The following is a 24,697-nucleotide window of genomic DNA, read 5'->3' as shown; positions in this document are numbered from 1 at the left end:
ATATAAACATCTTTATTCTGGAAATTCTATGAAATGATGGTGCAGGAAGCTCTGTTCATCTATAATAATGGTAATATTATCAATTTGATGGAGGACAAGGATGAGTTTGGAACAACAAGAAGTTATGAAGCTAATTCAGGAAACAACGAAGCTATACATTTCTCCGGTTGCGGAAGTAACAGCGGCAGAGAGCCGGGCACTGCAGATGGGCTATCAGGCGGTGAGCCTCCAGAGGCATCATGTGCAATTTGAAAAGAACGGGATGAAGGAGGAGGCTTCCTTCATTACCAAGCTGGCTAAACTCACAGAACGCCGGGTTTTAAGCCGCTTATTCGCCCAATCCGCCAAAGTGCCTTACAGTTTTACAACGGATTTTCGGTCTGACCGGGCGCTCATTTGCATTCAGGATGTCGATTACCAGACGGATTATCATACAATCGACGTGGAGAAGCTTCAGATGAAAGAAATGGAGTCGCTTGCGTATATTCATCGAATTAATCTGGGCCAGCAAGAGTTAATGTCCTGGCTGCCATGTGCGGATATGGTTCATATCGAAGAGATGATAGAGAAACGTTGGAGACCGTCATGGGAAACAGCTTGCCGGGATGAACAGTTCAGGGAAGTCTATGGCGATTACATACCAGAGGTAGAGAGAATATCTGCCAGCATCATCCAGGAAATGAATGATGTTGTTCACAATGAGAGATTTCATACGCTGATCCATAATGATTTGAATCCGGGCAATGTACTGGTTCATCAAAATACAGATGTGCTTTTTATCGATTGGGAGGAGGCAAGATACGGCTCGTTGTTTCTGGACATGCCTCTCCGATGTGATCGGTCGGAGCAGCTTAATGCCTATCAGGAGGCGCTTGGGGAAGTAAGCAGGGCAGTATCTCCCGCAAAATTCAATCAATATTTCAGCATAGCCTCCCGTTATCTCGGGCTGCGGTTCATGGCCTGGAATCTGGGAGCATGGACGAATGATACGCGGGCAAAGGAAGGTTTGGAGAACTATTTGAATAAGGTCATAGCTTGACATGCAAAATGAATCGAAGGTGGTTGAGCAGCTATGGATACGCATGCAAAGGTGATGGGAATTCGCTTTCCGAAGCGGACGTTAAATGAGACCATTGAGCAGCTAAGCGGAGTGATTGCTCAAAATCAATCCAAGCTGTTCCATGTCATTACCGTGAATCCGGAAATCACGATGGCCTGCCAGAATGACCAGTCTTTGCGGACCATCGTGGATGAGGCGGACATGATTACGGCGGATGGAATTGGGATTGTCATGGTTTCGCGTGTCAAAGGGGGGAATCTCCCTGAGCGTGTGACAGGCTACGATACATTGCTCAGACTGCTGGAATCGGGAAATGAACAGGGCTGGTCCTTTTATTTCCTGGGGGCTGATCCGGCAACAAGCGAACAGGTTCGGGGTGTTAGAGAAAAGAGTAGCATTTCGTTACGATGTCCGGGTGCATCCGCGGCAACCCGGCTAACACTTGCATAATGAATGTATGACATGATAAGGAGAGTTTTTACAAGGGGGATAATAGTGAAGCGACATACTCATCTTGGTGTATACGGGGTGCTCGTGAGGAACAATCAGGTGCTCCTTGTCCGAAAGGGCAGAGGTCCGCATACAGGCAAATGGGATTTCCCCGGCGGTACGATCGAATTTGGGGAAACGCCATATGAAACGTTGCTCCGGGAGTTTGAGGAAGAGACAGGATTGACCAGGCTTCAAGGGACGATAAGAGCTTCGTTTTCCTATACACTGATTCATTCTTTTCAGAAAAATGAGCTGGAAGAATTGCATCATATCGGCATTCTTTACGATGTGGAGCTGACTAGTGACGGGGATGAGCTGAAAACGTATGGGGACGGACAGGATTCGCTTGGGGCAGAGTGGATTAATGTGCAAAAATTGAAGCAGCTGCCTGTGACGCCTTTTGTCAGTCAGGTATTCAAATTGGAACCATAGTAGAGAGTGCAATATTTGTTTCCGGCTGTAACTGAAATAATAAGTGTATAGAAACATTAAAATCCGGGCTGTAAGAGTTATCCTCTGCAGCCCGGATTTTTTTAATTCATATCAAGTTTCTTTATCTCACCAATACTCAGACCAGTTGCTTCATGAATTGTGTCGGTATCCAAGCCCATCTGCAATAATTTTTTTGCAACTTCAAGTTTTCCTTCTTCCCGCGCTCCTTCTAACATAGATGCTTCATCATGAAGAATCTTCTGTCTCATTTCATACATCCGGCGTGCTTCTGCATTTTGACTCAAATATTCAAGTGCAGTCATAGCTTTGCCGAGCTTGGGCTCATTCATTTTCAATACCTCCCAATGGTCTGTATCTTCACTTTTTAGGAAAAGCAACCAATTCATTAATCCACCTTCATGTGGAATAATTTGATTATTCAATTTGGATAATTCAATAAAATGAATTTCAATGTCATCTAGCAACTTAATACCACTGTAATCTTCCCTCAGATGAAAAATATTGTGATAACGGTCATTTGCCAAGATGGTGAAATTAAGGATATTAATTGTCACACATTTCATGAGTTTTTTATAAGACTGTCCTTCTTCTAACTGAGTAGAGTATTGTTTGCTCCAATAATACAAAGTGCGTTTTTTATTATCATATTTATTAAAGAGCTGCATTTCAATATTAATTAGTTTACCTTCTGTCGTCCTGGCCTGAATATCAAAAATGGACTGCTTATCTCGTGGCGAATCTTTATCTGTATAGGGGTTCATTAAAATAATTTCAGTTAATGGCGGCTCTCCTGCTTCACTAAAAGTACGATTAAGGAAAGCTAAAAGAATATCTTTATTTTCTTCACTGCCGAAGATGCGTTTAAATACAAAATCATTTTTTGGGTCGAGAAGTTCATGCATCTAAATCATCTCCTACTCTCATTCAAAATTATTATAACATGTTTGAGTTTAAGTTGCTAAAGCCACACAATATAGCCATTTGATGTATATTTTCAATGTCAAATGTAGAACCAAAGTGTGTTCAAAGTATTTTATCAAATTTTTATTCAACTAGGTTAAAAACAAGGTTGAAGCTCAAACTTACCTTGTTTTTATCTATAATTTGCGAATTCAAATTCAAATTCGTCTTTCCATCGGTTAAAGGTTTTTGGGGAGATCTTTAGTTCTTTAATAATAAAAACTCTTTTCTTATTTTCATTCATGAATTTGAGAAACTTTATGTATTCTTCCGGTTTGCGCCTTCTATTCAGTTTTTCCGGTGTAAAAGCTTTTTTGCAAATTATACATAATTTTCGTGCAGATGTAGCTTTGCCATGCTCCCTTACAAAGCTGGATCCACAGCGGGGGCAGTAAGAATTAGGGTTTACAGTTGTTTTTGTGGCTTCCAACTTATCTTTTATTTCGGAGAAAGATACCCAGAGAAATTGAGACAAAGATATCAAAGAGGCATTATCCAAGTTTTCATTTTTAAGTTCATCGATAATAATTTTTAGTTTTTCGTGACTAGTAGACATAGTTTCACTCCTTTAAAATTGAAAATTAAATTTATTTGCTATTAATGTAATAAAAACACATTTTGGTATAATAATCAAATTTCAAACTATACAAGCAATAAGCTTTATTGTATCATTTTGGTAATTATGGTGTACGAATAAAACGAAGGGAGTACATTGTAGTGCAAAACATTTTTCTTGGAAGCTCGAACTTGCCAAGAGCATTGGATGATCTTAGATACATTGCAATGTTAGTTCAAGAGGAGAATTTCAATCCGTTGCCATGGAACAAGGCAGACGTTCTGCCTTTAGGTAGTTATATTCTTGATAGTTTAAGAGAGCTTTGCAAAAAAGTAGATCGTGCTATTTTTATTTTTAATGAAGATGACCAGGTGGAGCATCAGAATAACTATATCTTCAAACCAAGAGGAAATGTAATCTTTGAATATGCTCTTTTTGTGGAGGCTCTTGGAAGAGACAAGGTCATAATCTGTCGCAGAGGCAATCCAGCAATACCCTCAGATTTAAATGGAATCATGTATTGTGATTTGGATAAAGGATATCGGGCAGAAATTGAATTGTTAAGTTGGTTGAGACGAACCCATTGAATAGACAGAATCATTAGTAAAATTCTGAACCTATAAATTTCAGTAGAAGGTTTGAAAGGAGAGTATTTTGAGTAAAATACCAAGTTTACAGTCACTTCGAAATATACCTGAGTTAAAGTATGTAAATGCTGATAATGTTACCCGATACCAAGCTATCATGAAATATATTTATCAACAATATCAAAGGTTAAATTATTGGCTAAAAACCGATCAAATCTATGAGGGGGTAAAAGAATGGGATGTGCTCAAAAATTACACAATAGAACAATGTCAAATTGATTTGGACCAACTTGTTGAGTGGGGGAATCTCTCTTCACGACATGATGGTGGCAGAGCTGTAACGGTTGAAGAATACTTGCGGAAGAAATTCCAATATCTATTAACCCCTTATTCGATTGAAATTGAGAGACTGCTTGAAAATTTGGAGACAGTACGAGGTTATGGAGGATCTCTGGAACCGACACTATTTGACACCATTGCAGAAACATTAATGAAAATCAGGGAAAATTCAGGCCAATATGAGGACCATGAGGCTTTGGAGTTGTGGAAGACCTTGTCCAGTTCATTTCAAAGATTAAATGAAACATCTGTAGATTACATTGCAAGCCTCCAGACCAAGCTTTCTGAGGAATTAATGGTGGCAGAGACTTTTTTGTTATACAAGGATTCGCTTACACGTTATTTGCAAGATTTTGTTCAGACCCTGCAACGGCGATCCTTCAAGATTGAAGGATATCTTAATCAGATAACTACAAATGTACGGGATCTATTCCTTGATTCTATTATTGAAGATGAGTGGCGTATCCCAAAGTTGGAGCAAAATATTTCAAAAGAGCAGTACTTGGATGAATTATTGGATAACTGGAGCAGATTGTCGAAATGGTTTGTAGGAGATGCAGGTTCGGTTAGTGAGTTAATATTACTTGAACGCTCTACCAAGGACGCCATTGTTAAAATTGTTCGCAGCGCTTTACGAATTCAAGAACGAAAACGTTCAAGTATTAGCAGGCGAAAAGAATTGGATTATTTGGGTCAATGGTTTTACCGGGTCAGCAATGTGGAAGATGCGCATAAACTTGCCGCGTTCACATTTGGAATTTTTCCAACCCGACATTTGCAAGACGAGGACCGCAGGGATTCAGATAGTGAAGACATATCCATGTGGAAAGAGTCGCCCATACCTAAAATTTTACGTTCGCGTAGCCGTAAGAAAAATGATCGTCATGACACGGATGCTGTCGCAGATCATTCCAAAAGAAAAGAAAAATTCAGGAAAGAGTTTATAGAAAAACAGAAGGAAGAGCTGAAATTTTTAATTGAAATGGTAGAGGCTAGAGAAGTTGCGATTTCAGAATTAGATATCATTTCGACTACGACCCGATTGCAATTATTACAATGGATCAGCCGATGTAATGCTTCCTCTTTATCAGCAGTTCAGACTGCAGAGGGAATTGAGATTTGCTTGCAAAAGCCAGTACATAATGAGAGAACTCTTTTATTATGTGAGGATGGTCAATTGGAATTAATGAATTACAAATTCACATTCCGAATAATCAATCCAAGAGCTTGGGAAAATTTATTACAGTGGGCAGAGCATTCTCATAATTAGGCGGTGCAGGCATGAAGAATATACGTATTGGTGATCCAAGCCGGGTTAAAAGGCGACGAACGAACATTGTAGAGAAAAAGGAACTTGTTCGAAGAAAGAGAATGTGCATGAATGCATTGTTAAATAGGCCATGGATCGCAAAGGAAACAGATGCTGAGCTTTATTATTGGATTAAGGATCAATACACTGAACTGCGAAAATGGTTTTTGGATTTTGCCGGGTACACCTTGTTTGTAAATGCTAAACTTGCAAAATTGGAAAAAGCTCCAGCTGTAGCTCATTCCTGGATGGGTTTTCAGGAGTTTCGTGAGCCGCTGGACTATGCTTTATTTACTTATTGTCTCTGGTATCTGGAAGACAAGGGAGAACGCGATCAAATTCTTTTAACAGATATGATCAAAGAAATTCGAGAATATATGCTGGAACAAGATCTAGAGGTGGATTGGAAAAATTACTTCCATCGTTTATCAATGGCTCGGGCAATTAAAAAGCTGAAAATTCTAAATGTAATACATGCAATTGATGGGTCTGAATCTTCATGGGCATCTAACAATGATAATAACGCACTATATGAATGTAATTCTTATTCACGCTATGTCATGCGGAATTTTCCAAAAGATTTGTTGAGTTATACCTCGCTTGATGAAATGTCTGACACCATAAACTACGGTGATACGCTTGAGGAAATGAATCGGCGAAGGAAACATTATCTCTACCGTCGGTTTTTGCTGGAGCCAATCGTACTAGATCAACACTTGGAGTTAAATCCATTATATTTTCATGGTCAAAGAAACAATGTACTGGCTCAATTAAAGGAAATGTTCGGTTGGGCAGGAAGCCGATATAAAGAAGGACTCCTGTTCTTTGAGTTAGACATGGCAAATGATGCCGAATTGTTTCCGACTTTTTCTTCAATTTCGGATTTAACCATTTTGATTTTTAATGAAATTCGCCAAGATTTATCCAAGTCTGAACCTACGGTAAAAATAGAATCAAATGGAACGATTCGGTTCACGAAAGGTGAGATCGAACGGATGCTTATCCGGCTTCAAAAAGAATTTGGTGAGTTCTGGACTACAGATCATCGAAAAATGAAATCAGTTGTTCTGGCTGAGCTTATTTGTGACCATCTGATCGAGTGGAATTTTGGAGAATGGGAAACAAATAGCGAGTTCTTCTTGCTTAATGCAGCGGCAGGAAGATGGATTGCTGAATATGGGCTAATAGAGATAGATGGATAGGAGGGAATAGAATGGAAACGATTGCATTATTAGAACCTGAGAGGATAGCTCAGCGTGATCTTGGTCGTTGGAAGATGAGCCGGGCAGGGATTCTAAACTTCTGGTATTACGATGATGAAGAGTTTTGTTTGGAGGATGGAAAAATTATTCTAAGAGGAACGAATGGTTCGGGTAAATCCGTAACGATGCAAAGTTTCATTCCTCTTGTATTAGATGGTGACAAACGCCCTGAGCGTCTGGATCCATTTGGATCACGGGATCGCCGATTAGAGTATTATCTGTTAGGGGATATGGAGCAGGGACATACAGATAGAACAGGCTATCTATGGTTAGAATTTTATCATGCACCAAAGAATTTATATAAAACAATAGGGATTGGTCTACGTGCTCGAAAAAATGTGAAGCAGCTCGGATTTTGGGGATTTTTGCTGGAGGATGGAAGACGGATAAACTACGATTTTTGGTTATATGACCGCAACTTATGGCTAGAGCAAAATCAAAAAGTACCATTGAATCGTAAATTATTAGAGGAGAAGATCTCTTCGGGCGGGAAACTGGTACAGGAACAAAGCTTGTACAGAGATATGGTCAACAAATCATTGTTTGGATTTCAGGATCAGGAGGGCTACAAGGATTTATTGAAGTTGCTGCTTGAATTAAGAAGTCCCAAATTATCAAAAGATTTTAAGCCTACAGCAATGTACAATATTCTAACCAATGCACTTCCACCGCTATTGGAAGAAGAACTGAGACCATTAACGGACATTATGGAGGATATGGAACAAATAGCTGATCGGTTGGAGGAGTTGGAACATCAACGTAAAAATTTAAGCAAAATTCAAGAAAAATATGAAGTGTATAATCGTTTTATATTAAATCAACACTCTGCTCAGTTCGTAACTATATTTTATTTATGTGATCAACTTTCCGTTCAGGTTAGAGAACTGGAAGCACAAAACATGGCTACAAACCAAGAACGAGCCGCTGTTATGCAAGAATGGAATCTATCCAAACAGAAACTTGTAACCGTAGAAACAGAACTGGATATATTAAACCGAAGTGAAGCTATAGAAAAGCAGAAAGAACTTGAGTTAGTCGAGGAGCAATTGTGTGATACCAAGAAGCAGTTAAACAGCGTTAAGGAACGAATACTAATTAACAGTAACAGGTTCGAACAAATAAAAGTTGAAATATCTTTATCAAAGGAGAAACTAGGCCAGATAGTGACGGATGAAAAGCAGACTATAACTGAAATGGAAGATCTGGCAAGAATGATAGAGTTTCGTCAGCATGATATCTATCATGGAATGTGGTCTAAGAATCTGCCTGAGGATGAGCGATGGGCTGGAAGCTGGAAGAAGGATTTAGACGAGCACAAGAAACAATTAACCGTTGCATTCGTTACTGCAAGAGCGGAAAGAGAGTTGTCCCGTGCAGCTGCGGACGCTGCGATTAGATTAGGAGAGGTGAACCAAGAACGTAATCATATTGAAGACGAAAAAATAGCCTTAGAAAGCAAGTCGGAGGAAGTAAAAGAAAGATTGCGTGAAAATGTAGTCATTTGGCAACAAGCTTTAAAACAATTGCCGATGAATAACGATTTGTTAAGAGAATCATTACGCTCCATATCGAACTTATCATTAAAGAATCGGAATTATAAAGTAGTGCAAATACCTGCTTTGACTGCATTTGAACAGAAAAAAGAAGAGATCATGCAGCAAATGCTGAAATTGGACCAACAAAAAGGCATTTTGGAGACTGAGCAAAGTCAGTTGCTTCATGAACTTAGGACTTGGGAGTTAAATAGGGAGCCTGAGCCTAGAAGGACAGAAGGCAGACATACATCACGCCAAGGAAGAGAACCGGGAACTGGCGCTCCTTTCTATGCTGTGTGTGATTTCAATTTATCCCTATCAGAGTTTGAAAAAGCTGAATTAGAAGAAACGTTGGAACAGGCAGGCTTGCTCGATGCATGGATTTATCCTGGAGGCTTAATTGAGGATACGAACCTGACTCATAAGGATGAGGAGGTATGGATTCAGCCAAAGCCAGTTCAAGGTAAAACACTTGCTTCGGTTATATCTCCAGCACCATCTATAGAGAGTGGCCTAAGTATTGAGGATATAAATAAAGTATTAAGTAGCTTTAGTTGGACAAATAAAGACCAACCGGAACAAAGCAAGAGTTACCAATTATCTGGTGTCGGTGCGGGGCATTTCAAAATCGGTCCACTTGTAGGGCAGAAGTTTTTTAAGAAGCAGGCAGAGTATATCGGCAAGGAAGCAAGATTGCTGGCCAAGCGTCGCGAGATGGAGAGATTGGAATCAGAAATCCGCCGGATAAAATTGGATATTATTTCACTGGTAGAGGAACAAGGCGTTTTTCATAGTAATTTGAATCTCTTAAAGAAAGAAATGGAATCGTTTCCGAACGATCAAGAATTACAGGATCATTTTGAACTACTTGTACAAGTATCTTATCGCTTAGAAGAAATAATGAGTCAAGAACAAAAAGTAGAGGAATGGTATAAAGAGAAAAACTCTTCTTGGAGAAGCATGCATTTGCAATTAATTGAACAAACCGCTAATTGGTCCTTGCTGAAACAAGAAAAAACGATTGAAGTAGCAATTGAACTATGTGGGACGTATTTAGGCCTAATTTCAGAACTAAATTCCTTATGGATTCGGCATCATGATATTTTATCTCAACAAATCACCCAAGAAGATCAGCAAAATGAAATTAATCTTTTAGTGCAAGAAGATTATGAGCAAAAACAAGAAATGGAAGAAAAGAATACAAGAAATCTCGCACGTTCACAGCAGCTTGGGAAACTAATGGTTGAGCTGGGGATTGAAGATATTCATTTGCAAATTACGGCATTAAATGATGAAAGGGAAACGCTAAAAAATACGATTGAAGATTTATTTAGTAGTAGAGAAACCCTTAGTGCGACAATCGCTGGAATAGAAGCTAATCTAGCAGTATCAAAAAGTCAATTGAATGAGAAGCAAACCGAGTTCGATGAACTATATGCCAATTGGAAGTTCGAATTTGGCCTGGCACTCCTGCCAGAATGGCACAAGTACGCAAATCAAATTGAATCCCAAAAAGATATTCTTCAGCTATGTCAAAAAATCACAAAGACCTATAGCTCTTTACTTCCAAACAAATCATTGGAAAAAGTTGTTAGCGACCTTGTGGATGAATTTAATTTGGCGCAAGTCAATCTCCACGAATATGTGCTGGAAAGGGAACATATATTCTCAAATCGCATTCTTATTACTTCCAAACGAGACCGAATGAAGCCGATAACTCCAACCATGCTGCTGGAGGAATTAACCGAACAAGAGCAAGAACAACGATTTTTACTAACGGAAAAGGATCGCCTCTTATATGAAGAAATCATTCTACAAAGTGTAGGTAAGGCAATCCGGTATCGTATTCATCGGGCAAAAGAATGGGTTCATCAAATGAACGAATTGATGGGGCAACGTGATACCTCAAGTGGATTGAAATTATCATTAAAGTGGACAGCTAAGGCGCGTAACAGTGAATCTGAATTGGATACAGAAACATTGGTCGAGTTGTTAATGCGGGATTCCCATCGGATGGATGACAGTGAAATTGAACAAGTCATCTCCCATTTTCGAAGCGGGATTTTTAAAGCAAAGGAGCATGCAGAAGAAAAGCAAGGCTCATTCCGACAGTATATCTATGACCTTATGGACTACCGCTCTTGGTTTGAGTTTAAACTCTTATATCGAAAAGGGAATCAGACTGCCTATAAAGAACTAACGGATTCTAAATTTAATGTGTTAAGTGGCGGAGAAAAAGCTATGGCTATGTATATTCCATTATTTGCAGCTACTTACTCCCGATATAATGATGCCCGAGCAGATTCGCCCAAAATCATTTCTTTGGATGAAGCTTTTGCTGGTGTTGACGATGCAAATATGAGGGATATGTTTCATTTGTTAACGGATATGGGTTTTGATTATATGATGACTTCCCAAGTACTATGGGGATGCTACGACACGGTCCCTCAATTAGCGATTTATGAAATTTATAGACCCAAAGATTCAGATGTTGTTACCCTATTTCATTACCGATGGAATGGAGAGACGAGAACATTAATTGAGAAAAATATGAATACACCATAATGAGGTATAACCATGGAAACGAATGCCCGAGTTGAAGCCAGGCGATATTATAGTGACTCGCTTTTTTCCAATTTGTTAAGTATGACTTTTAAAAAGTATAAAGGTCAAAATGGAGTCAGAGGCTTCGCTAAATTTAAAGTCCAATCATTAGCAGAAGCAGAGAGAATGCAAAGTTATTTTGGGAGTCAGTTAAGGCGATTAATACATCCTGGTGATATCCTTGAAGTTCATTTAAAAGCATTTGAAGAAGAGCTAAAACACGGATATCAATTGGATATCCCTGAGTTATACGAACTTTTATACGGCAAACAACTATTAACGAAGGCAGAGGAAAAGCAATTAAAGGAAGAGGTATGGTTAAATATATTCAAAAGAGTAAATACACGATTCAAACAGGAGTATGGTACTGATCTGTATACAGAGCCGTATGTAGGACAATTATTTAACTGGTTTGAACGATTAGAGCAGGGGAAGGCTGAGGGTTATCGAGTTTTGAAAAGTGTCATTTACAAAGGTGGAGGGGAGGAAGAGCTTTATTCTTGTGCTAGAGCATTGTGGGAGTTGTTTTTTAATAAAGAAGAGATCCTAGAAACAATCGGAAGCAGTACGTCTAAAATTGAACTGTCTATTTTTGCAGATTATATTACTCGAAACCCACATGCCTTTGACTGGAAGAATCCAGTTGGCAGACTATTATGGTACGCTTTACATGATATTTACAATCATCAAGTAAATCATGACATCATAACAAAGAGTGAAAAATTAATTGGTCCTGAATTCATGAGAAGAAGACAAATTTACAGAAACTTTGGTGTTTGGGATGATGACTTGAGCTCCTTTGCCTATGTATTTGCTGGCGGCTTTATTTATGGATGCTACTCCCGAACAGTAAGTTTAAATGAACTGGAATCCTATACAGAATGGCCCGAGTATCAGTCCTTGTATATTGTAGAAAATCCAAAAGTCTTCTCATTTTTAGTCGATGAACTTTTATATTTTCTGGGTCGAAATGGATTATCATTTGAACAGTTACCAAGTGATTTCCCTGCCCTTTTATGTACTGCTGGTCAGCCGCGGAGTGCGCTTAAATTATTTATTGCACGATCAATTGAAACAAATCCTGAGTGCATTATCCATTATTCTGGTGATTTCGACTGGGCTGGTTTACAAATTAAGCAGGTTGTTGCACACTTAGGGAACCATAAGCCTTGGAATATGGATTCCCAAACCTATGCTACGCATACAAGCAAAGGTAACCTTCAACATTCCAAACATGAAAGAATAATGTTGGAAAATATGACCGGAGATCTAGCTCAAAAAATGGCTCAAATTGGTGATAAGGTTTTTCAAGAAAGTATAACAAAAAAGCTAAAAAGTGACCTGCTAGAAGTCATTCGTATGAAACTGCAATAATTAATCTCATATTCTCCCTCCCCTTTCAATACAATAAATGATGAAATTGCATCCGAGAGGAGGGAAGCCATTTGATTTTCCCGGTTTATCCTTATATCGGCTGGGAGCAGCACTGTACGCAGGTTCCGGTAGTTTTTCCTCAGCAGCACCAGGATCGGCAGCCGGGTTTTGAGTATGTCATGAATCCGCGGCCGATTTCTGATAACCCTGCCTATACGGGCAGTGGCAAGCTGCAGGGAAAGGTCGCGATTATCACTGGAGGCGACAGCGGAATAGGCAGAGCGGTCGCTATCGCTTTTGCCAAGGAAGGTGCTGATCTGGTGATTCCATATCTGGATGAACATCAGGATGCAGCGGATACCAGATACATCATTAACCAGCTGGGACGCACCTGCCTGACGATCGCCGCAGACTTGAGACAGGAAGAGGCATGCCAATATGTAGTAGAAGCAGCAATCAAAAGTTTCGGCGGGCTGAATATCTTAGTCAATAATCACGGCGTGCAATTTCATCAGCCCAGCATTCTGGACATTACGCAAGAGCAGCTTATAAATGTCTTTCAAACGAATATTATTTCATTCTTCTTGATGACCAAGGCAGCACTGCCCCATCTTCCGGCAGGAAGCACCATTATTAATACGAGCTCGGATACCGCATTTTCGGGTATGGCAAACATGATTGATTACACGGCTACAAAAGGGGCGATTGTCTCTTTTACCCGTTCTTTGTCTTTATCGCTGTCTGAACAAAAAATCCGGGTCAATGCAGTTGCTCCCGGTCCAATCTGGACACCGCTCATTCCGTCAGCGTTCACGGCCGAAGAGGTGAAGACCTTCGGAACGGAAGTTCCGATGAGGCGTCCCGGGCAGCCGTTCGAGCTGGCCCCTGTCTATGTCATGCTGGCCTCAGACGACTCTTCCTACATCTCCGGCCAGGTTTTGTTTGTGAATGGCGGATCGGTTGTGACTTGATGGAAGCTGCCGAATTTAATAAAGCTAACCACCTGCAGAGGGGGTTAGCTTTATTGTGATTAATAGGGCAACATTATTCAAACCGCTTTTTCTCATAAAATACGATCGTCATTTTGTCATTTATTATTTCGGTAACGCCCGTTTTATGATAACCCAACTTTTCATACAAATAGCAGTTCCCTTCCTCTTGCAATATTGTGTCCAGCTCCCATGACCGCGCATCATTATATATCTGTTCAATTATTGCAAAGACTTTTTGGGCAATCCCTTTTCCTTGATGTTCCATTCCTAATCATCGTGATTTAAGCCAACCTATTTCCAAGCAGCCGAGTGGCTGTTTTTTTACTTTTTGTGGGCATTTAATTTGAAGGCAAAGCAGGGCTCCTGCACTTCCATTTTATGCATAAATTTTACAGTTAAATCTGAAAGATCACTCATGCGGATCTGGAACGATTAAATTAAATGGATAAAATATACAAAATAAAATTATATATATTTGGTTATTTAATCACTATTAGGAATTTCATCTATTCCACAGGGATGGAAATTTAATGAATCTTTAGGATTTGAGTGACTACAGGATTAGGTCTATATGCCTATTACGTTGAAAAAACTTTAAGTTAATTTTAAGTTGATAGTAAATTTTACCTTGTTTTTTCTGAAAAACTATTCATTATTTCATACGAAAATACGATAATAGAATATAGTATATGTCGAATTATGGCAGTATAGCGGTACTGGTAAGAATGATTCTCAATCTGTCTGCAGCTATGCTTTGCCTGTCAAAAAGGAGTGGATACAAAAACCAGTTGACAGACTAGCCTTCATAACTATACAGAAACGAGGAGCGTCAAAAAATGCAGTTATTCAAACGAATGTCTTTTTTCACAAAAACACTTTTACTTGCATGCATTAACATTCTGCTTATCGGTACGATTCTGATTACGACCAGTTATATCATTCAGAAAAACATTTTGGTTGATCAGTTGCGAGGTCAAATTACAATTGTTACCCAGGAGTGGTTCAAAGAGATTGATCCCAAGCTTGTTGCTGAGGCTGTGAGTCAAAATAGCTATGGCGGGGTGGCTCAAACCTTGCTCCAAGAGAAGTTTGATCTCATTCATAAATATAATCCCAACATTGCACAAGCATACATATTCGGTACGGAGCTGTCAGGGGATGCCGGTAACGAGACCTCTCTGGTCGCAATGCCAACCAATCTTGTTGAGGCTTTCTCCGCCGAAAATATCAACATTGGGGATTTGTACGAGCAGCCGGAGGCTATGGCAAAAGGCGTGGCTGAAATGAAGAAGACCGGTCAGCCAACTTTTTCGAGCTTCTATAGCGATGACTTCGGAACCTGGACTTCAATTCTGTATCCCATCTTCGACGAACAAGGCCAAGTTTTCGCATTCTTTTCTGCTGACGTAGATGCCAGTGCCGTGCCAGCCGGCTTGAAGAAGCTGCTTGTCAACGGGATCACGATTATGTTCATCTTCCTGCTTGTGATTTTCGTCATTCAATACTTCTTTACCCGTCTGACACTGAATCCGATCAAGGAATTGGTACGGGGTATTGGCGAGGTCAGCAAAGGCAATCTGAATGTCAAGCTGAAGACCGGAAGTGATGATCTGGGGATCGTCAACCAGCGTTTCAATGAAATGGTGGCTCGGATTAATGATGCCTTGGTACAGGTGCAACATACCTCCCATGCCGTTAATAATTCTGCCAGAAATCTGCATGAGATTTCCGAGCAAAACAGTAAAAATACGAACCTGATCACTGCAAGCATCCAGGAGATTACAAATGGGATCGCCGATCAGGAGCAGGCATCTGCTGACAGCGCGAGAGCGATGGGAGAGCTTTCGATTGTCATCCAAACGATTGCGGACAATTCCTCCAAAGTGGCGGAAGAAGCCTTTGATATGGAACAAAAATCAATTGAAGGGAATACGATTGTCAAGCAGGTCATCAATCAGATGGAGCAGATTCAACATCTCGTTGCGGAATCAGCTACAGCAATGAAAACACTCGACAGCCGTTCCCAGGAAATTGAGGATATTGTTTCTATGATTAAAGGGATTTCCAGCCAGACGAATCTGCTTGCACTCAATGCAGCTATCGAGGCTGCAAGAGTCGGGGAGCACGGCAAAGGCTTTGCAGTTGTTGCTGACGAAGTCCGTAAGCTGGCTGAGCAGTCGGAACGGTCGGTTGGCCAAATCTCCGAGCTGATCAAGGAGATTCAGAATGAAATTCAAGTTGCCGTCCGCTCGCTGGAGCAGGGAACCAATGAGGTACAGCAGGGAATGGCAATTTCGGATGCGACAGGCCAGTTGCTCAGCGAGATTTTGCAGGCGACCCAGAATGTGACCAATCAGATTCAAGAAGTATCGAGCTCGACTGAGGAATTGTCGGCCGGTACCGAAGAGCTGACGGCTACGTCGGAGAATTTGTCCCAATCGGTAGGCGTTACAGCAGTGAACAGCACCAAAATTTCAGAATCTGTCCAGGAGCAAAAGGAAACGGTGAATGTCATTCTGAATTCGTCCACAGACCTTGCTTCATTGTCCGAGGAGCTGCAAAAGCTGTTAAATCAGTTCCAGGTACGCCCGAAAGAGTAATACTGGCCCGGGTAAAGGCCAGTTCAAACGCATGACCAAAACGATTCTTCGCATCTGTTGATGCGGGGGGAATTCCTGCGAGGGGGATGTATCTTATTATGACGGAAATGATTCCAAGCGCCAATTCTTTCACACCGGAGAGCTCTTTGCTATTCATACCGCTCGATTTTTCACGTCACAGTCGCACTTATTCTTTCTCGTCAGCCGAGCTGCCCCTGAGCCAGACACTTAATGAGCGTCTGGCGGCAGCGTTCAACAATCAGGAGAAAACGACCACTGCACTTGGAGCCATCTATTTTGCATTGCTTTACCGCCTGTCTGGAGAAAAGGATATTATGGCAGGATGGGCTTCTGATGAGGACAGGGGATTTCCTGTTCTGCTCAATTTTGATGAAGAGAACCGTACGTTTGAGCGTCTCATGCACAATTTAACGCAATATTTGTCATCATCCAGACCGTCTGCTGAACCTGAATTTGATACCCGTTTTTCAATCGGCTATCCGATTCAGGCAGACCGTGAGCTGCTGAACTGGCAGCTGCTTGAGGATCAGGGAAGGTGGCGAATCAAGGTCGATTATGACCGCTCTGTTCTGACCGAAGCGACGATTCGCCGTTATATGGAGTATTATTTGAAGCTGCTGGATGGGGCACTTACTGATAAGACAGGTCTTATTGCGGCGGTCAACATTTTGACCGAAGAAGATCAGGCGGTATACAACCGAATGAATGATACGGCCTGGCCATATGACAAAAACCAGACGATTCATGGCATGTTCGAGCAGGCAGCAGCACAATTTCCAGACCGCACAGCATTATCATCCATTCACGGAGAACTGACATACCGCGAGCTGAATGAGCGGGCGAATCAGACGGCCGGACTGCTTCTGGACAAGGGTCTGACAAAGGGCGGATTTGTTACGTTGTTCATGGAGCGCAGTCTGGAGCTGGTTGTCAGCCTGCTTGGAATTCTGAAGGCAGGGGGCGTCTATGTCCCCGTAGACCCGGAGCATCCCGAGGATCGCAATCGCTACATTCTGTCTGATACGGAATCAGCATTCGTGCTGACCAAGTCGCAATACCTGGATGAAGCGAACCTGTTGTGTGCGGAAGTCGGCACTGTAAAGGAAATTTTTGCGGTTGATGCAGGCATCATGGATGCTTTCGATGGCAAGGATAATGCTGGCGTTCATGTAGCGTCCGGTGACTTGGCATATGTCATCTATACTTCGGGATCGACCGGAAGGCCCAAGGGCGCGCTTATTGCCCATGAAGGTGTCGTCAATCTCGGGGAGACAGTGCGTACGGACTGCCATATCGAACCTGAGGATGTGCTGACGCAATTTGCCACATACAGCTTCGATGCATCCGTATGGGATACAATTGGCGCTCTGTTCTATGGCGCCCATCTGTACTTGCTTGCTCCTGAAGAGAGAGTGTCTGTCGAGGAATTTGCCTCTGCGATCCAGCGGACCGGCACGACGATCATTACAATCCTGCCGACCGTATTCTTCAATCAGCTATCAACTTATCTGTCTGATGAAGGCTATCGCAAACTGTCCAAGGTCAAGCTCATTACAGTAGCCGGAGAGGCATTGTACGGGGAGCAGGTACGGGCTTTCCAGCGGAAATTCCGCGATGGCATTGACATTGTCAACGTGTACGGCCCGACAGAATGTACCGTATGTACAACAACGCAAAAAATTACCGGCTACATCCCGGATAGTCTGACGAACGTCCCGATCGGACGGCCAATTCATAACTATAAGGTGTATATTGTGAACGAGGAAAACCAGCTTTGTCCCCTGCATGTGCATGGGGAAGTGTATATTGCCACAGTCGGGCTGGCGAAGGGGTATCTGAAGCAGCCGGAGAAGACGGCGGAAGCGTTCATTGCGAATCCGTTCGGCGAAGGTCAAATTTATAAGTCTGGCGATATTGCCAAGCTTCTTCCAGACGGTACGGTGGAGTATGTAGGACGCAGAGATTCACAGATCAAGATTCGCGGGCACCGCATTGAAATCGGAGAAATCGAAGACAGCTTTGCGAAAATTCCGAATGTGCAAAATGCAGCAGTTGTGGCCAAGAAGGATGCGGACGGCCAAAACATGCTTGCCGGTTATTTTACGTCCAAGGACGGCAGCACGCTGTCAACCTCTGAGATCAAGCGTATGCTCACTGACAAGCTGCCTTCGTACTTCGTACCGAAATGGATTGTCCAGTTGGATGAGATGCCGACTTCGCCTACGGGCAAGATTGACCGGAAACGGCTGCTGGCCTATGAGCATCAAGGGCAATTAACGGATGAGGAATTTGTAGCGCCTGCATCGGATGTGGAGAAGCTGGTTGCCCATTCGTGGCAGCAGGCCTTGAAGCTGGAGCGGGTATCCCGGCATGATGATTTCTTCGCCATAGGCGGCGATTCACTAGCCATTATTCAAATTCTGGTCATCTTGAAGCCACATTATCCAAACCTGAAAATCAATGATTTCTTCCAGTACCGTACGGTTGACGCAGTGGCAGCACGCATCGAGGAGCTGCAAGCCGGGAAGCAGGAGTCAGAAGGAATGTCCGCACTCTTGGGGCCGGTTATCCCGCTCCTGGAGCATCCGGTTATTCAGGCGGCAGATGATGAAGATGCGGTTCCTGTGGCCCCGTCTGCGGTGCTGCTCACAGGTTCAACAGGCTACCTCGGCAGCTACTTATTGCATGAATTGCTCATTAATAGCGAGGCTATCGTATACTGTATGGTTCGTCCGGGAGTGGAATCGGGCATCAATCGAATCCGCAGCAGCATGGAATTTTTCTTTGGTACAGGAATCGCAGAACAAATGGAAGGCCGTGTCGTAGCGGTAGAAGGCGATCTGGAGAAGCCACAGCTCGGCCTGCGTGATGAAGACCGGCAAAAGCTGCTTGTAGCGCTGGATGCAATCATCCACAGCGCAGCAGATGTGCGGCACTTCGGGGATGAAGAGCAATTTGCCAAAACGAATATTGCCGGTACTTTGTCCTTGATTGAGCTGGCCAGAGCATGTACCAGCAAGGTGAGATTCCATCATATTTCCACACTCGGAATTCCGGAGGATCTGGCTTTGAGCGGACAATGGGATACTGTTGTAGAACAGCAGATGCTTGCCCCGGATCTTCGTGTGGAGAACCTGTATACCCAAAGTAAGATGGAAGCAGAGAAAGCTGTTATTGCTGCCGGAGAACAGGGACTGGATATTAGTATATATAGAGCCGGCAACCTGTCCTGTCATTCGGAGAGCGGCTTGTTCCAAAAAAATATCGACAGCAACTCGTTCTACCGGATGCTCAAAGCGATGCTGCTGCTTGGCAAAGCGCCAGAAGTAAGCTGGGAAATGGATTTTACACCGATTAACTATGCGGCCGGGTCGATCGTACAGCTGGCTATCCAGCCGGGAACAGCCCGACGGATGTTCCACATTTGCAATCCGAAGACCGTAGTCTATTCGGAGTGGATTGACATTATCCGCAGCTGCGGCTATGAAATCGAGACTCTGACTCTTGCTGCATATACGGAATGGCTGTTTGACAAGGATGCTCCTAAAAATCAGGAAGGCGTGCAGCTTGCAATTGCGCAGCTTGAGGGCGATGGGGCCAAGGATTCCCGCTACCGTTACGGGTGCGACTCTACAACTGAGGCGCTGAAGCACTCCGGTATCCAATGTGCGGAGCCAGACAAGCAACTGATGGGCAGAATGATTGATTATGCCGTGAAGATCGGATATTTCCCGAGACCGAAGGTTTTACAGAAGCGCTAACTGATTATTCAAGCTGGTGCATACGCACATCCGGCTACTGTAAAATGCAGGCAGAACACAGCCATCAGGCTGTGTTCTTTGCTTTTTACAAGCTAGCCTATGAAGATTCGGCTGTTGCAATATGGCATGCTTATTAAGCGAAGCTGCTTTTTATGTGGAGGGTCTGTGCTAACTAACGTCATGCGCTTGCCAAATGATCAGTGATTTTCGCGTGGAGAAAAAGCAGTTCCGGGTGGAAATGGAAGAATATAAACATTGGATTAAAGGCGAGGGAGAACCCTTGATAAGTAGGCAGAGAGAAAAAAATAAAAGCCTCCTAGCTACGAGGAGGCATGAAAATCAGAATTAAAACCGGCTCACAATAATTTCATAATCAACCCACCTGTTATTCTCGTAAATTCTTACAAGAGCTGTGCCTGGCTTTACAGCCCGGATGACTCCGGATGAGTAAGAGATTGCTGAATCGTAGTTCATAATCACGATTGCATTAGCATTCTTGGTCTGACCAACCTTTAAAACAATTGAGGGTATAGATTGCACTTGGGCTGCATTTGCCGAGACGGTGCTGATACTAAAGCTTCCGAAAATAAGTGCTGTTCCTAACAGTGTTGCAGTTGCCAATTTCTTGATATTCATTATAATTCCTCCCAATTAAGAATGATTTAATTATACACCATCCAGGTGTTGGTGTAAGTAGTGATAATTTACTAATTAAATGGCAAAATGCAACAAATTAATCCATTCTTTTAGAGGATAAGGAGGCACAATGAAAGCAATCGAATGAACGAAGATTGTATTATACAGTTTTGAAGCATAGCTAATTCTCCACCCTGATCAGAACCATTTCAAATACAGTCTTTACCCTATTGAAGATAGTTTTATCAATGATCCATGTAATAAACATCCATTTGTATGCGAACAAAAAGGACAGTGCCAGACGCAGCAGTATGCTGCTCACCGGGTACTGTCCTTTTTAAATTGGCAATTGAAATTCAAGGTAAACCTGACTAACCGATACGCCCGAGGAATTCGCTGGCTGCCTGGGTAAGGGGGATATTACGCAGTGTCATGATACCTACTTGGGCAACAGGCATTTTCACATCGAGCTTGACTTCGAAGAGTGAGCCTTCCTCCAGTTCCCTGGATACGAACTCTCGTGTAATAAAGGAGATGCCCAGTCCCTTGCGCGCCAGCTCAATGAGCAGATCGACGCTTCCGACCTCGATGCCAGGCTTAAGATCGTGGCCGTGGCTGTTGAACAGATCGTTTACAGCCTTTCGGGCTCTGCTGTTCCGCGAAAACAGGATAATCGGATATTCGAGGAGCTGTTCCATTGACAGCAGCTGGCCCTTCAGTTCGGCATAACGGGAACCGGCAACGAAGCAGTCCCGCAGTTGAATGCCTTCGCGCACTTCAAGTTGGGGATCAACGATCGGCATGCGCACAACACCAAGATCAATCCGTCCTTCCTTCAGGAACGTAATAATCTCGGGAGTTGTCCCGTGAATCAGTTGCAGCTTGATGCCCGGATGCTCGTCATGAAAGGCTTCCAGATAAGGGAGCAAATAATGCTTGAACAGCGAGTCACTGCCGCCAATGCGCAGTTCGCCGCTGTCCAGCTTTTTAAGCTCAGCCATTTTTTCCTCCGCTAGTCCGATCAGGATATGGGATTGCTCAATATACGAATATAGTGTGGCGCCCTCGGGCGTCAAGGACACTCCCTTGGAATTGCGCGAGAATAAGGCTACGCCAAAGCTGTCTTCCAACTGCTTGATCGCGTGGCTGACACTTGGCTGTGTGAGAAATAATGTCTTGGCTGCTTTGGTCAGACTGCCAGTCTTGGCGGCCCAGTAGAAGACCTTGTATAACTCAAAATTATTCATAGACATGATCTATAGCTCCTATGAAACGTATTCATCTCTTGTATGACCATACTCGTATTATAGTGGAACCGGAGCAAAGACACCAGTGTACGAATCCGGACGCATAACTTGTGCAATCGCCTTTTCAGGCCAAATTGTAAAATCAAATCATACACTATGTAAATCTTTTGTTTAATTGGACGTTTGTCCTTTTTTGCTGCTCGTGCAGTGAATACAATCAAGTTACGAGCTGGATTTACAGCAGCCGGGGAGGTGAGCAATTGAACAAAGAGCGCCGCAAGGAGTTTTGCGCAACTGTATATGTATGGAATGAACAGAGGGATGCCATGCTTTTTGTCCTGCGAAGGAAGCCGCCATTCCCGGGACAGTATCTGCCGCCAGGTGGCCATCTGGAATTAAATGAGACGCCGGATGAAGCCGCCATTCGTGAGGTGAGGGAAGAGACCGGATATGATATCCGCCTTCTCTCCGATTCCGCCGGACAGATCGAGGAGGAAGGGGGGACCGCGCTAGCCATTCCGATCTGTATTCAAGTGGAAGCTATTGATGATGAACATGATCATATTGATTTCATTTATGCAGGGGTCGCGGTTGGCGAACGAAAAGAAATGGTTGAGGATGCCGTCTGGATGACGGAGGCTGATCTGAGCACGCAGCCAATCCCGCCCGGGATCGCCCGGGCAGCGCAGCAATTGTTTGACCGGCAGGCAGAAAGCTATTTACTCAAGTAGTATGAAATACTGTCCGATTTCCCCATTATAAGGATATCACTATAAAATTGGGGGTTGCTTGGTGGACAAGGCTGCTCTGGATAACCTGATCCATAAACACAACTGGCTGAAAAAGATGCTTGGCGGGATGCCGCAGGAGTTGCGCAGTCACTGGGAAGTGCGAAATTATCGGCCGGGAGACGTGATTTGCGAGCAGGAAGGCACACCGGTCTGTTTTTATGTCCTGCTTGAAGGAACGGTCAAGGCCGAACATACGGCTGAAGATGGAAGCAAGCTGCTGATTGCCTATTTAACGCCCGGAGAGATGATCAGTGATATCGAGCTTGCTACAGGGCGGGCATACATTTGCACAACAACTGCATTGACGAAGTCTGTAATGCTTGCTCTAAGGGTGGAAATGTACCGGAAATGGTTTGCTGCTGATAATCAATTTCTGCAGTTTCTGACCACCCAGCTTGCCGAGAAGCTATATGCGGGTTCCAGAAAGTCGATCGATCAGGTATCGATGTCTTTACGGCATAAGCTGCTCCGTTTTTTATACCGGCAGATCGAGCATTACAATTTTAATGAGCACGTGGCGTTTATTGCCACCATTTCCCGTGAAGAACTGGCGGCACAATGGGGCGTTACGCTGCGCAGCGTCAACCGGGTACTCAAGGAACTGCGGGACAGGCAAGTGATTTATGTCAAGAAAAATCAGATTATATGCAATGAAACGAGCCGGTATTTCATCGCCAAGGAACTGGAAGAAATCGAAAACCTACATTAGGAGTGTTGAAATATGCAGCAGACTCAAATGATGAATGCAGGGTTGAAAAATAAAGGCATCTCGGCGCGCCATATTGTGGCGACAGTGATCAGCGCACTGATTTTCGGGGCAACGATTTATATTTCCCGCTTTGTTCCGATCAAGCTCGGTACGATTCAGGTCTTGTACCCGGCTGCGATTTTTGCTCCGCTATTTGGCATCTGGTTTGGCATCTGGGGCTCTGCCGGACTTGTGCTCGGCAATATTTTGTCCATGGTTGTCGTTGGCATGAATCCGGCTATCTTTCCTTTTGCGCTGCTGGCCCAATTTATTATGGGGTTCGTCCCGGGCATTGCTTACCGCAAGATTGGATTCGACAGTGCAAAAGACAAAGTACGTTTTGTTGCTGCGGTCGTTGCAGGGATGGTTGCGGCTACTGCCCTTGTTGCGCTCAACCTCGTGCTGATTCAGAAAATGCCGGCCAATGTTGTATGGGGCACAATCTGGCTGTGGATGCAAGTAAGCAACACATTGACAGCGGCGGTATTCAGTCCGTTATTGTTTGCATGGATGTCTGACTATATGAATAAATCCGGCCTCTTTTTCAAAAGATTTCTAGGTTAAGAGAAGGGAAACGACGATGAAGCTATATTATCCTTCGAATTCACTTTTGCATTACATGCACGGCTTTACGAAAATTCTGACATTTGGCTTAATTTTGAGCATCATGCCATTTTTGATGGATAAAGTATCAAGTTTGCTTGTCATGCTGTTCATAAGCTTATCCTTGATTGCATACATCCGTCCTCCCCGGCAGCAGCGCCTGCTGTTGATTCCGGTAATCATCATTGCCATTTCGATGAGTCTGTCGTATTTCTTCGCAGATATGGGCGGCGAGGTCTACGCCCGTGTAGATTTGGGCTATTGGATATTTCAAATTTCGTCCGGCAATCTGAATTATGCGGTGCTGCTTTTTCTGCGGACGATTATATGGTGTTTGCTGTTCTTCATTATTCTTTTTACAACAAACGATGAAGATGTAGTCATTGGACTTAAAAAGTTCGGGTTGCCCGAATTTGTTACTTTATCAGCGGCACTGACACTCCGCTATTGGAGCATGATGATCTTCGATGTCAAAACCGTTATGGATGCGCAATATGTGAGAGGCGCGGATTTCCGATCGGGAAGCTTATGGACAAGAACGAAGCGGTTTGCAAGTGTATTGATTCCGGTGTTGTTCGTATTCCTCAAGCGTTTCAGAACGACAAGCTATGCGCTTACGCTGAAGGGGGTAGGCCGCAAAAACAAGCGAACCTACTATTATAATCCTCAATTGACGGTGCTGGATAGAAGAATGATCGGGGGAGCCGTAATCGTGCTTGCCATCTGGCTCGCGGTTCGCTCTATATATGACTTATAGTGTATGGGGT

General features: G+C 43.1%; 19 protein-coding genes. 15 read left to right on the top strand and 4 right to left on the bottom strand.

Annotated elements, in window-relative coordinates; translation table 11 throughout:
- Positions 1–100 precede the first annotated feature (100 nt).
- Genes H583_RS0124885 through H583_RS0124875 form a run of 3 tightly spaced genes read left to right on the top strand, consistent with a single transcriptional unit; the run spans position 101 to position 1,984 of the window.
- Complete coding sequence (locus tag H583_RS0124885) at positions 101–1,039, top strand: phosphotransferase family protein (RefSeq protein ID WP_028562856.1); 939 nt, start codon at positions 101–103, stop codon at positions 1,037–1,039.
- A gap of 33 nt (positions 1,040–1,072) precedes the next feature.
- Positions 1,073–1,510 carry a WecB/TagA/CpsF family glycosyltransferase gene (locus H583_RS34195; protein ID WP_051236969.1) on the top strand — a complete coding sequence of 146 codons (438 nt, stop codon included), beginning with the start codon at positions 1,073–1,075 and terminating at the stop codon, positions 1,508–1,510.
- A 45-nt stretch (positions 1,511–1,555) separates the two neighbouring features.
- Positions 1,556–1,984, top strand: a complete 429-nt coding sequence (locus H583_RS0124875; RefSeq protein ID WP_028562855.1) for an NUDIX hydrolase — start codon at positions 1,556–1,558, stop codon at positions 1,982–1,984.
- Between the two features lie 101 nt (positions 1,985–2,085).
- Here the strand turns inward: H583_RS0124875 and H583_RS0124870 are convergent, their stop codons facing one another.
- Both H583_RS0124870 and H583_RS0124865 read right to left on the bottom strand, forming a co-directional pair.
- The gene (locus H583_RS0124870) at positions 2,086–2,907 is read right to left on the bottom strand and encodes an Rpn family recombination-promoting nuclease/putative transposase (protein WP_028562854.1); all 822 of its coding nucleotides are present in this window, start codon (positions 2,905–2,907) and stop codon (positions 2,086–2,088) included.
- A gap of 191 nt (positions 2,908–3,098) precedes the next feature.
- Positions 3,099–3,521 (bottom strand): hypothetical protein, encoded by a 423-nt coding sequence (locus tag H583_RS0124865; RefSeq protein WP_028562853.1) that lies wholly within the window; start codon positions 3,519–3,521, stop codon positions 3,099–3,101.
- Between the two features lie 161 nt (positions 3,522–3,682).
- Here H583_RS0124865 and H583_RS0124860 point away from each other — a divergent pair, with 161 nt between their 5' ends.
- From H583_RS0124860 to H583_RS34185, 8 genes are all read left to right on the top strand, one after another.
- Positions 3,683–4,108 carry a nucleotide-binding protein gene (locus H583_RS0124860; protein WP_211228358.1) on the top strand — a complete coding sequence of 142 codons (426 nt, stop codon included), beginning with the start codon at positions 3,683–3,685 and terminating at the stop codon, positions 4,106–4,108.
- A gap of 67 nt (positions 4,109–4,175) precedes the next feature.
- The gene (locus tag H583_RS0124855; protein ID WP_028562851.1) at positions 4,176–5,717 is read left to right on the top strand and encodes a TIGR02677 family protein; all 1,542 of its coding nucleotides are present in this window, start codon (positions 4,176–4,178) and stop codon (positions 5,715–5,717) included.
- A gap of 11 nt (positions 5,718–5,728) precedes the next feature.
- Positions 5,729–6,958, top strand: a complete 1,230-nt coding sequence (locus tag H583_RS0124850; protein WP_028562850.1) for a TIGR02678 family protein — start codon at positions 5,729–5,731, stop codon at positions 6,956–6,958.
- Positions 6,959–6,969: 11 nt separating this feature from the next.
- Complete coding sequence (locus H583_RS0124845) at positions 6,970–11,118, top strand: TIGR02680 family protein (RefSeq protein WP_051236968.1); 4,149 nt, start codon at positions 6,970–6,972, stop codon at positions 11,116–11,118.
- A gap of 12 nt (positions 11,119–11,130) precedes the next feature.
- Positions 11,131–12,531 carry a TIGR02679 domain-containing protein gene (locus tag H583_RS0124840; RefSeq protein WP_028562848.1) on the top strand — a complete coding sequence of 467 codons (1,401 nt, stop codon included), beginning with the start codon at positions 11,131–11,133 and terminating at the stop codon, positions 12,529–12,531.
- Positions 12,532–12,605: 74 nt separating this feature from the next.
- Complete coding sequence (locus H583_RS0124835) at positions 12,606–13,502, top strand: SDR family oxidoreductase (RefSeq protein ID WP_028562847.1); 897 nt, start codon at positions 12,606–12,608, stop codon at positions 13,500–13,502.
- Positions 13,503–14,359: 857 nt separating this feature from the next.
- A complete protein-coding gene (locus H583_RS0124825) occupies positions 14,360–16,123 on the top strand; it encodes a methyl-accepting chemotaxis protein (RefSeq protein ID WP_028562846.1) in 1,764 nt (587 codons plus the stop codon).
- 98 nt (positions 16,124–16,221) lie between these two features.
- The gene (locus H583_RS34185; protein WP_036710935.1) at positions 16,222–19,905 is read left to right on the top strand and encodes a non-ribosomal peptide synthetase family protein; all 3,684 of its coding nucleotides are present in this window, start codon (positions 16,222–16,224) and stop codon (positions 19,903–19,905) included.
- Positions 19,906–20,250: 345 nt separating this feature from the next.
- On the opposite strand, the gene H583_RS0124810 is transcribed toward H583_RS34185, so the two are convergent.
- Both H583_RS0124810 and H583_RS0124800 read right to left on the bottom strand, forming a co-directional pair.
- The gene (locus H583_RS0124810; RefSeq protein WP_028562845.1) at positions 20,251–20,541 is read right to left on the bottom strand and encodes a hypothetical protein; all 291 of its coding nucleotides are present in this window, start codon (positions 20,539–20,541) and stop codon (positions 20,251–20,253) included.
- 371 nt (positions 20,542–20,912) lie between these two features.
- Positions 20,913–21,794: a LysR family transcriptional regulator gene (locus tag H583_RS0124800; RefSeq protein ID WP_028562844.1), complete on the bottom strand. Its 882-nt coding sequence runs from the start codon at positions 21,792–21,794 to the stop codon at positions 20,913–20,915.
- A gap of 254 nt (positions 21,795–22,048) precedes the next feature.
- Between H583_RS0124800 and H583_RS34180 the strand changes: the two genes are divergently transcribed.
- The 4 genes from H583_RS34180 to H583_RS0124780 all read left to right on the top strand — a co-directional run bounded on the left by H583_RS34180 (position 22,049) and on the right by H583_RS0124780 (position 24,687).
- Entirely contained in the window at positions 22,049–22,519 is a 471-nt protein-coding gene (locus H583_RS34180; protein WP_051236966.1) for an NUDIX hydrolase, read from the top strand.
- 61 nt (positions 22,520–22,580) lie between these two features.
- Positions 22,581–23,288, top strand: coding sequence for a Crp/Fnr family transcriptional regulator (locus H583_RS0124790; RefSeq protein ID WP_028562843.1), 708 nt, complete (start codon positions 22,581–22,583; stop codon positions 23,286–23,288).
- A gap of 12 nt (positions 23,289–23,300) precedes the next feature.
- On the top strand, positions 23,301–23,891 hold the full coding sequence (locus H583_RS0124785) for an ECF transporter S component (protein WP_028562842.1): 591 nt from the start codon (positions 23,301–23,303) through the stop codon (positions 23,889–23,891).
- 16 nt (positions 23,892–23,907) lie between these two features.
- The gene (locus H583_RS0124780) at positions 23,908–24,687 is read left to right on the top strand and encodes an energy-coupling factor transporter transmembrane component T family protein (RefSeq protein ID WP_028562841.1); all 780 of its coding nucleotides are present in this window, start codon (positions 23,908–23,910) and stop codon (positions 24,685–24,687) included.
- Positions 24,688–24,697: the final 10 nt, after the last annotated feature.

The organism is Paenibacillus pinihumi DSM 23905 = JCM 16419 (assembly GCF_000422505.1).
Classification (GTDB): domain Bacteria; phylum Bacillota; class Bacilli; order Paenibacillales; family Paenibacillaceae; genus Paenibacillus_D; species Paenibacillus_D pinihumi.
The sequence above is the reverse complement of the archived record's forward strand: the minus strand, read 5'-3'. Positions and strand labels throughout refer to the sequence as shown.

Coding starts and splice junctions, on each gene's coding strand:
- H583_RS0124885 (WP_028562856.1), top strand. CDS start 101: ATGAGTTTGGAACAACAAGAAGTTATGAAGCTAATTCAGGAAACAACG.
- H583_RS34195 (WP_051236969.1), top strand. CDS start 1,073: ATGGATACGCATGCAAAGGTGATGGGAATTCGCTTTCCGAAGCGGACG.
- H583_RS0124870 (WP_028562854.1), bottom strand. CDS start 2,907: ATGCATGAACTTCTCGACCCAAAAAATGATTTTGTATTTAAACGCATC.
- H583_RS0124865 (WP_028562853.1), bottom strand. CDS start 3,521: ATGTCTACTAGTCACGAAAAACTAAAAATTATTATCGATGAACTTAAA.
- H583_RS0124850 (WP_028562850.1), top strand. CDS start 5,729: ATGAAGAATATACGTATTGGTGATCCAAGCCGGGTTAAAAGGCGACGA.
- H583_RS0124845 (WP_051236968.1), top strand. CDS start 6,970: ATGGAAACGATTGCATTATTAGAACCTGAGAGGATAGCTCAGCGTGAT.
- H583_RS0124840 (WP_028562848.1), top strand. CDS start 11,131: ATGGAAACGAATGCCCGAGTTGAAGCCAGGCGATATTATAGTGACTCG.
- H583_RS0124825 (WP_028562846.1), top strand. CDS start 14,360: ATGCAGTTATTCAAACGAATGTCTTTTTTCACAAAAACACTTTTACTT.
- H583_RS34185 (WP_036710935.1), top strand. CDS start 16,222: ATGACGGAAATGATTCCAAGCGCCAATTCTTTCACACCGGAGAGCTCT.
- H583_RS0124810 (WP_028562845.1), bottom strand. CDS start 20,541: ATGAATATCAAGAAATTGGCAACTGCAACACTGTTAGGAACAGCACTT.
- H583_RS0124800 (WP_028562844.1), bottom strand. CDS start 21,794: ATGTCTATGAATAATTTTGAGTTATACAAGGTCTTCTACTGGGCCGCC.
- H583_RS0124785 (WP_028562842.1), top strand. CDS start 23,301: ATGCAGCAGACTCAAATGATGAATGCAGGGTTGAAAAATAAAGGCATC.
- H583_RS0124780 (WP_028562841.1), top strand. CDS start 23,908: ATGAAGCTATATTATCCTTCGAATTCACTTTTGCATTACATGCACGGC.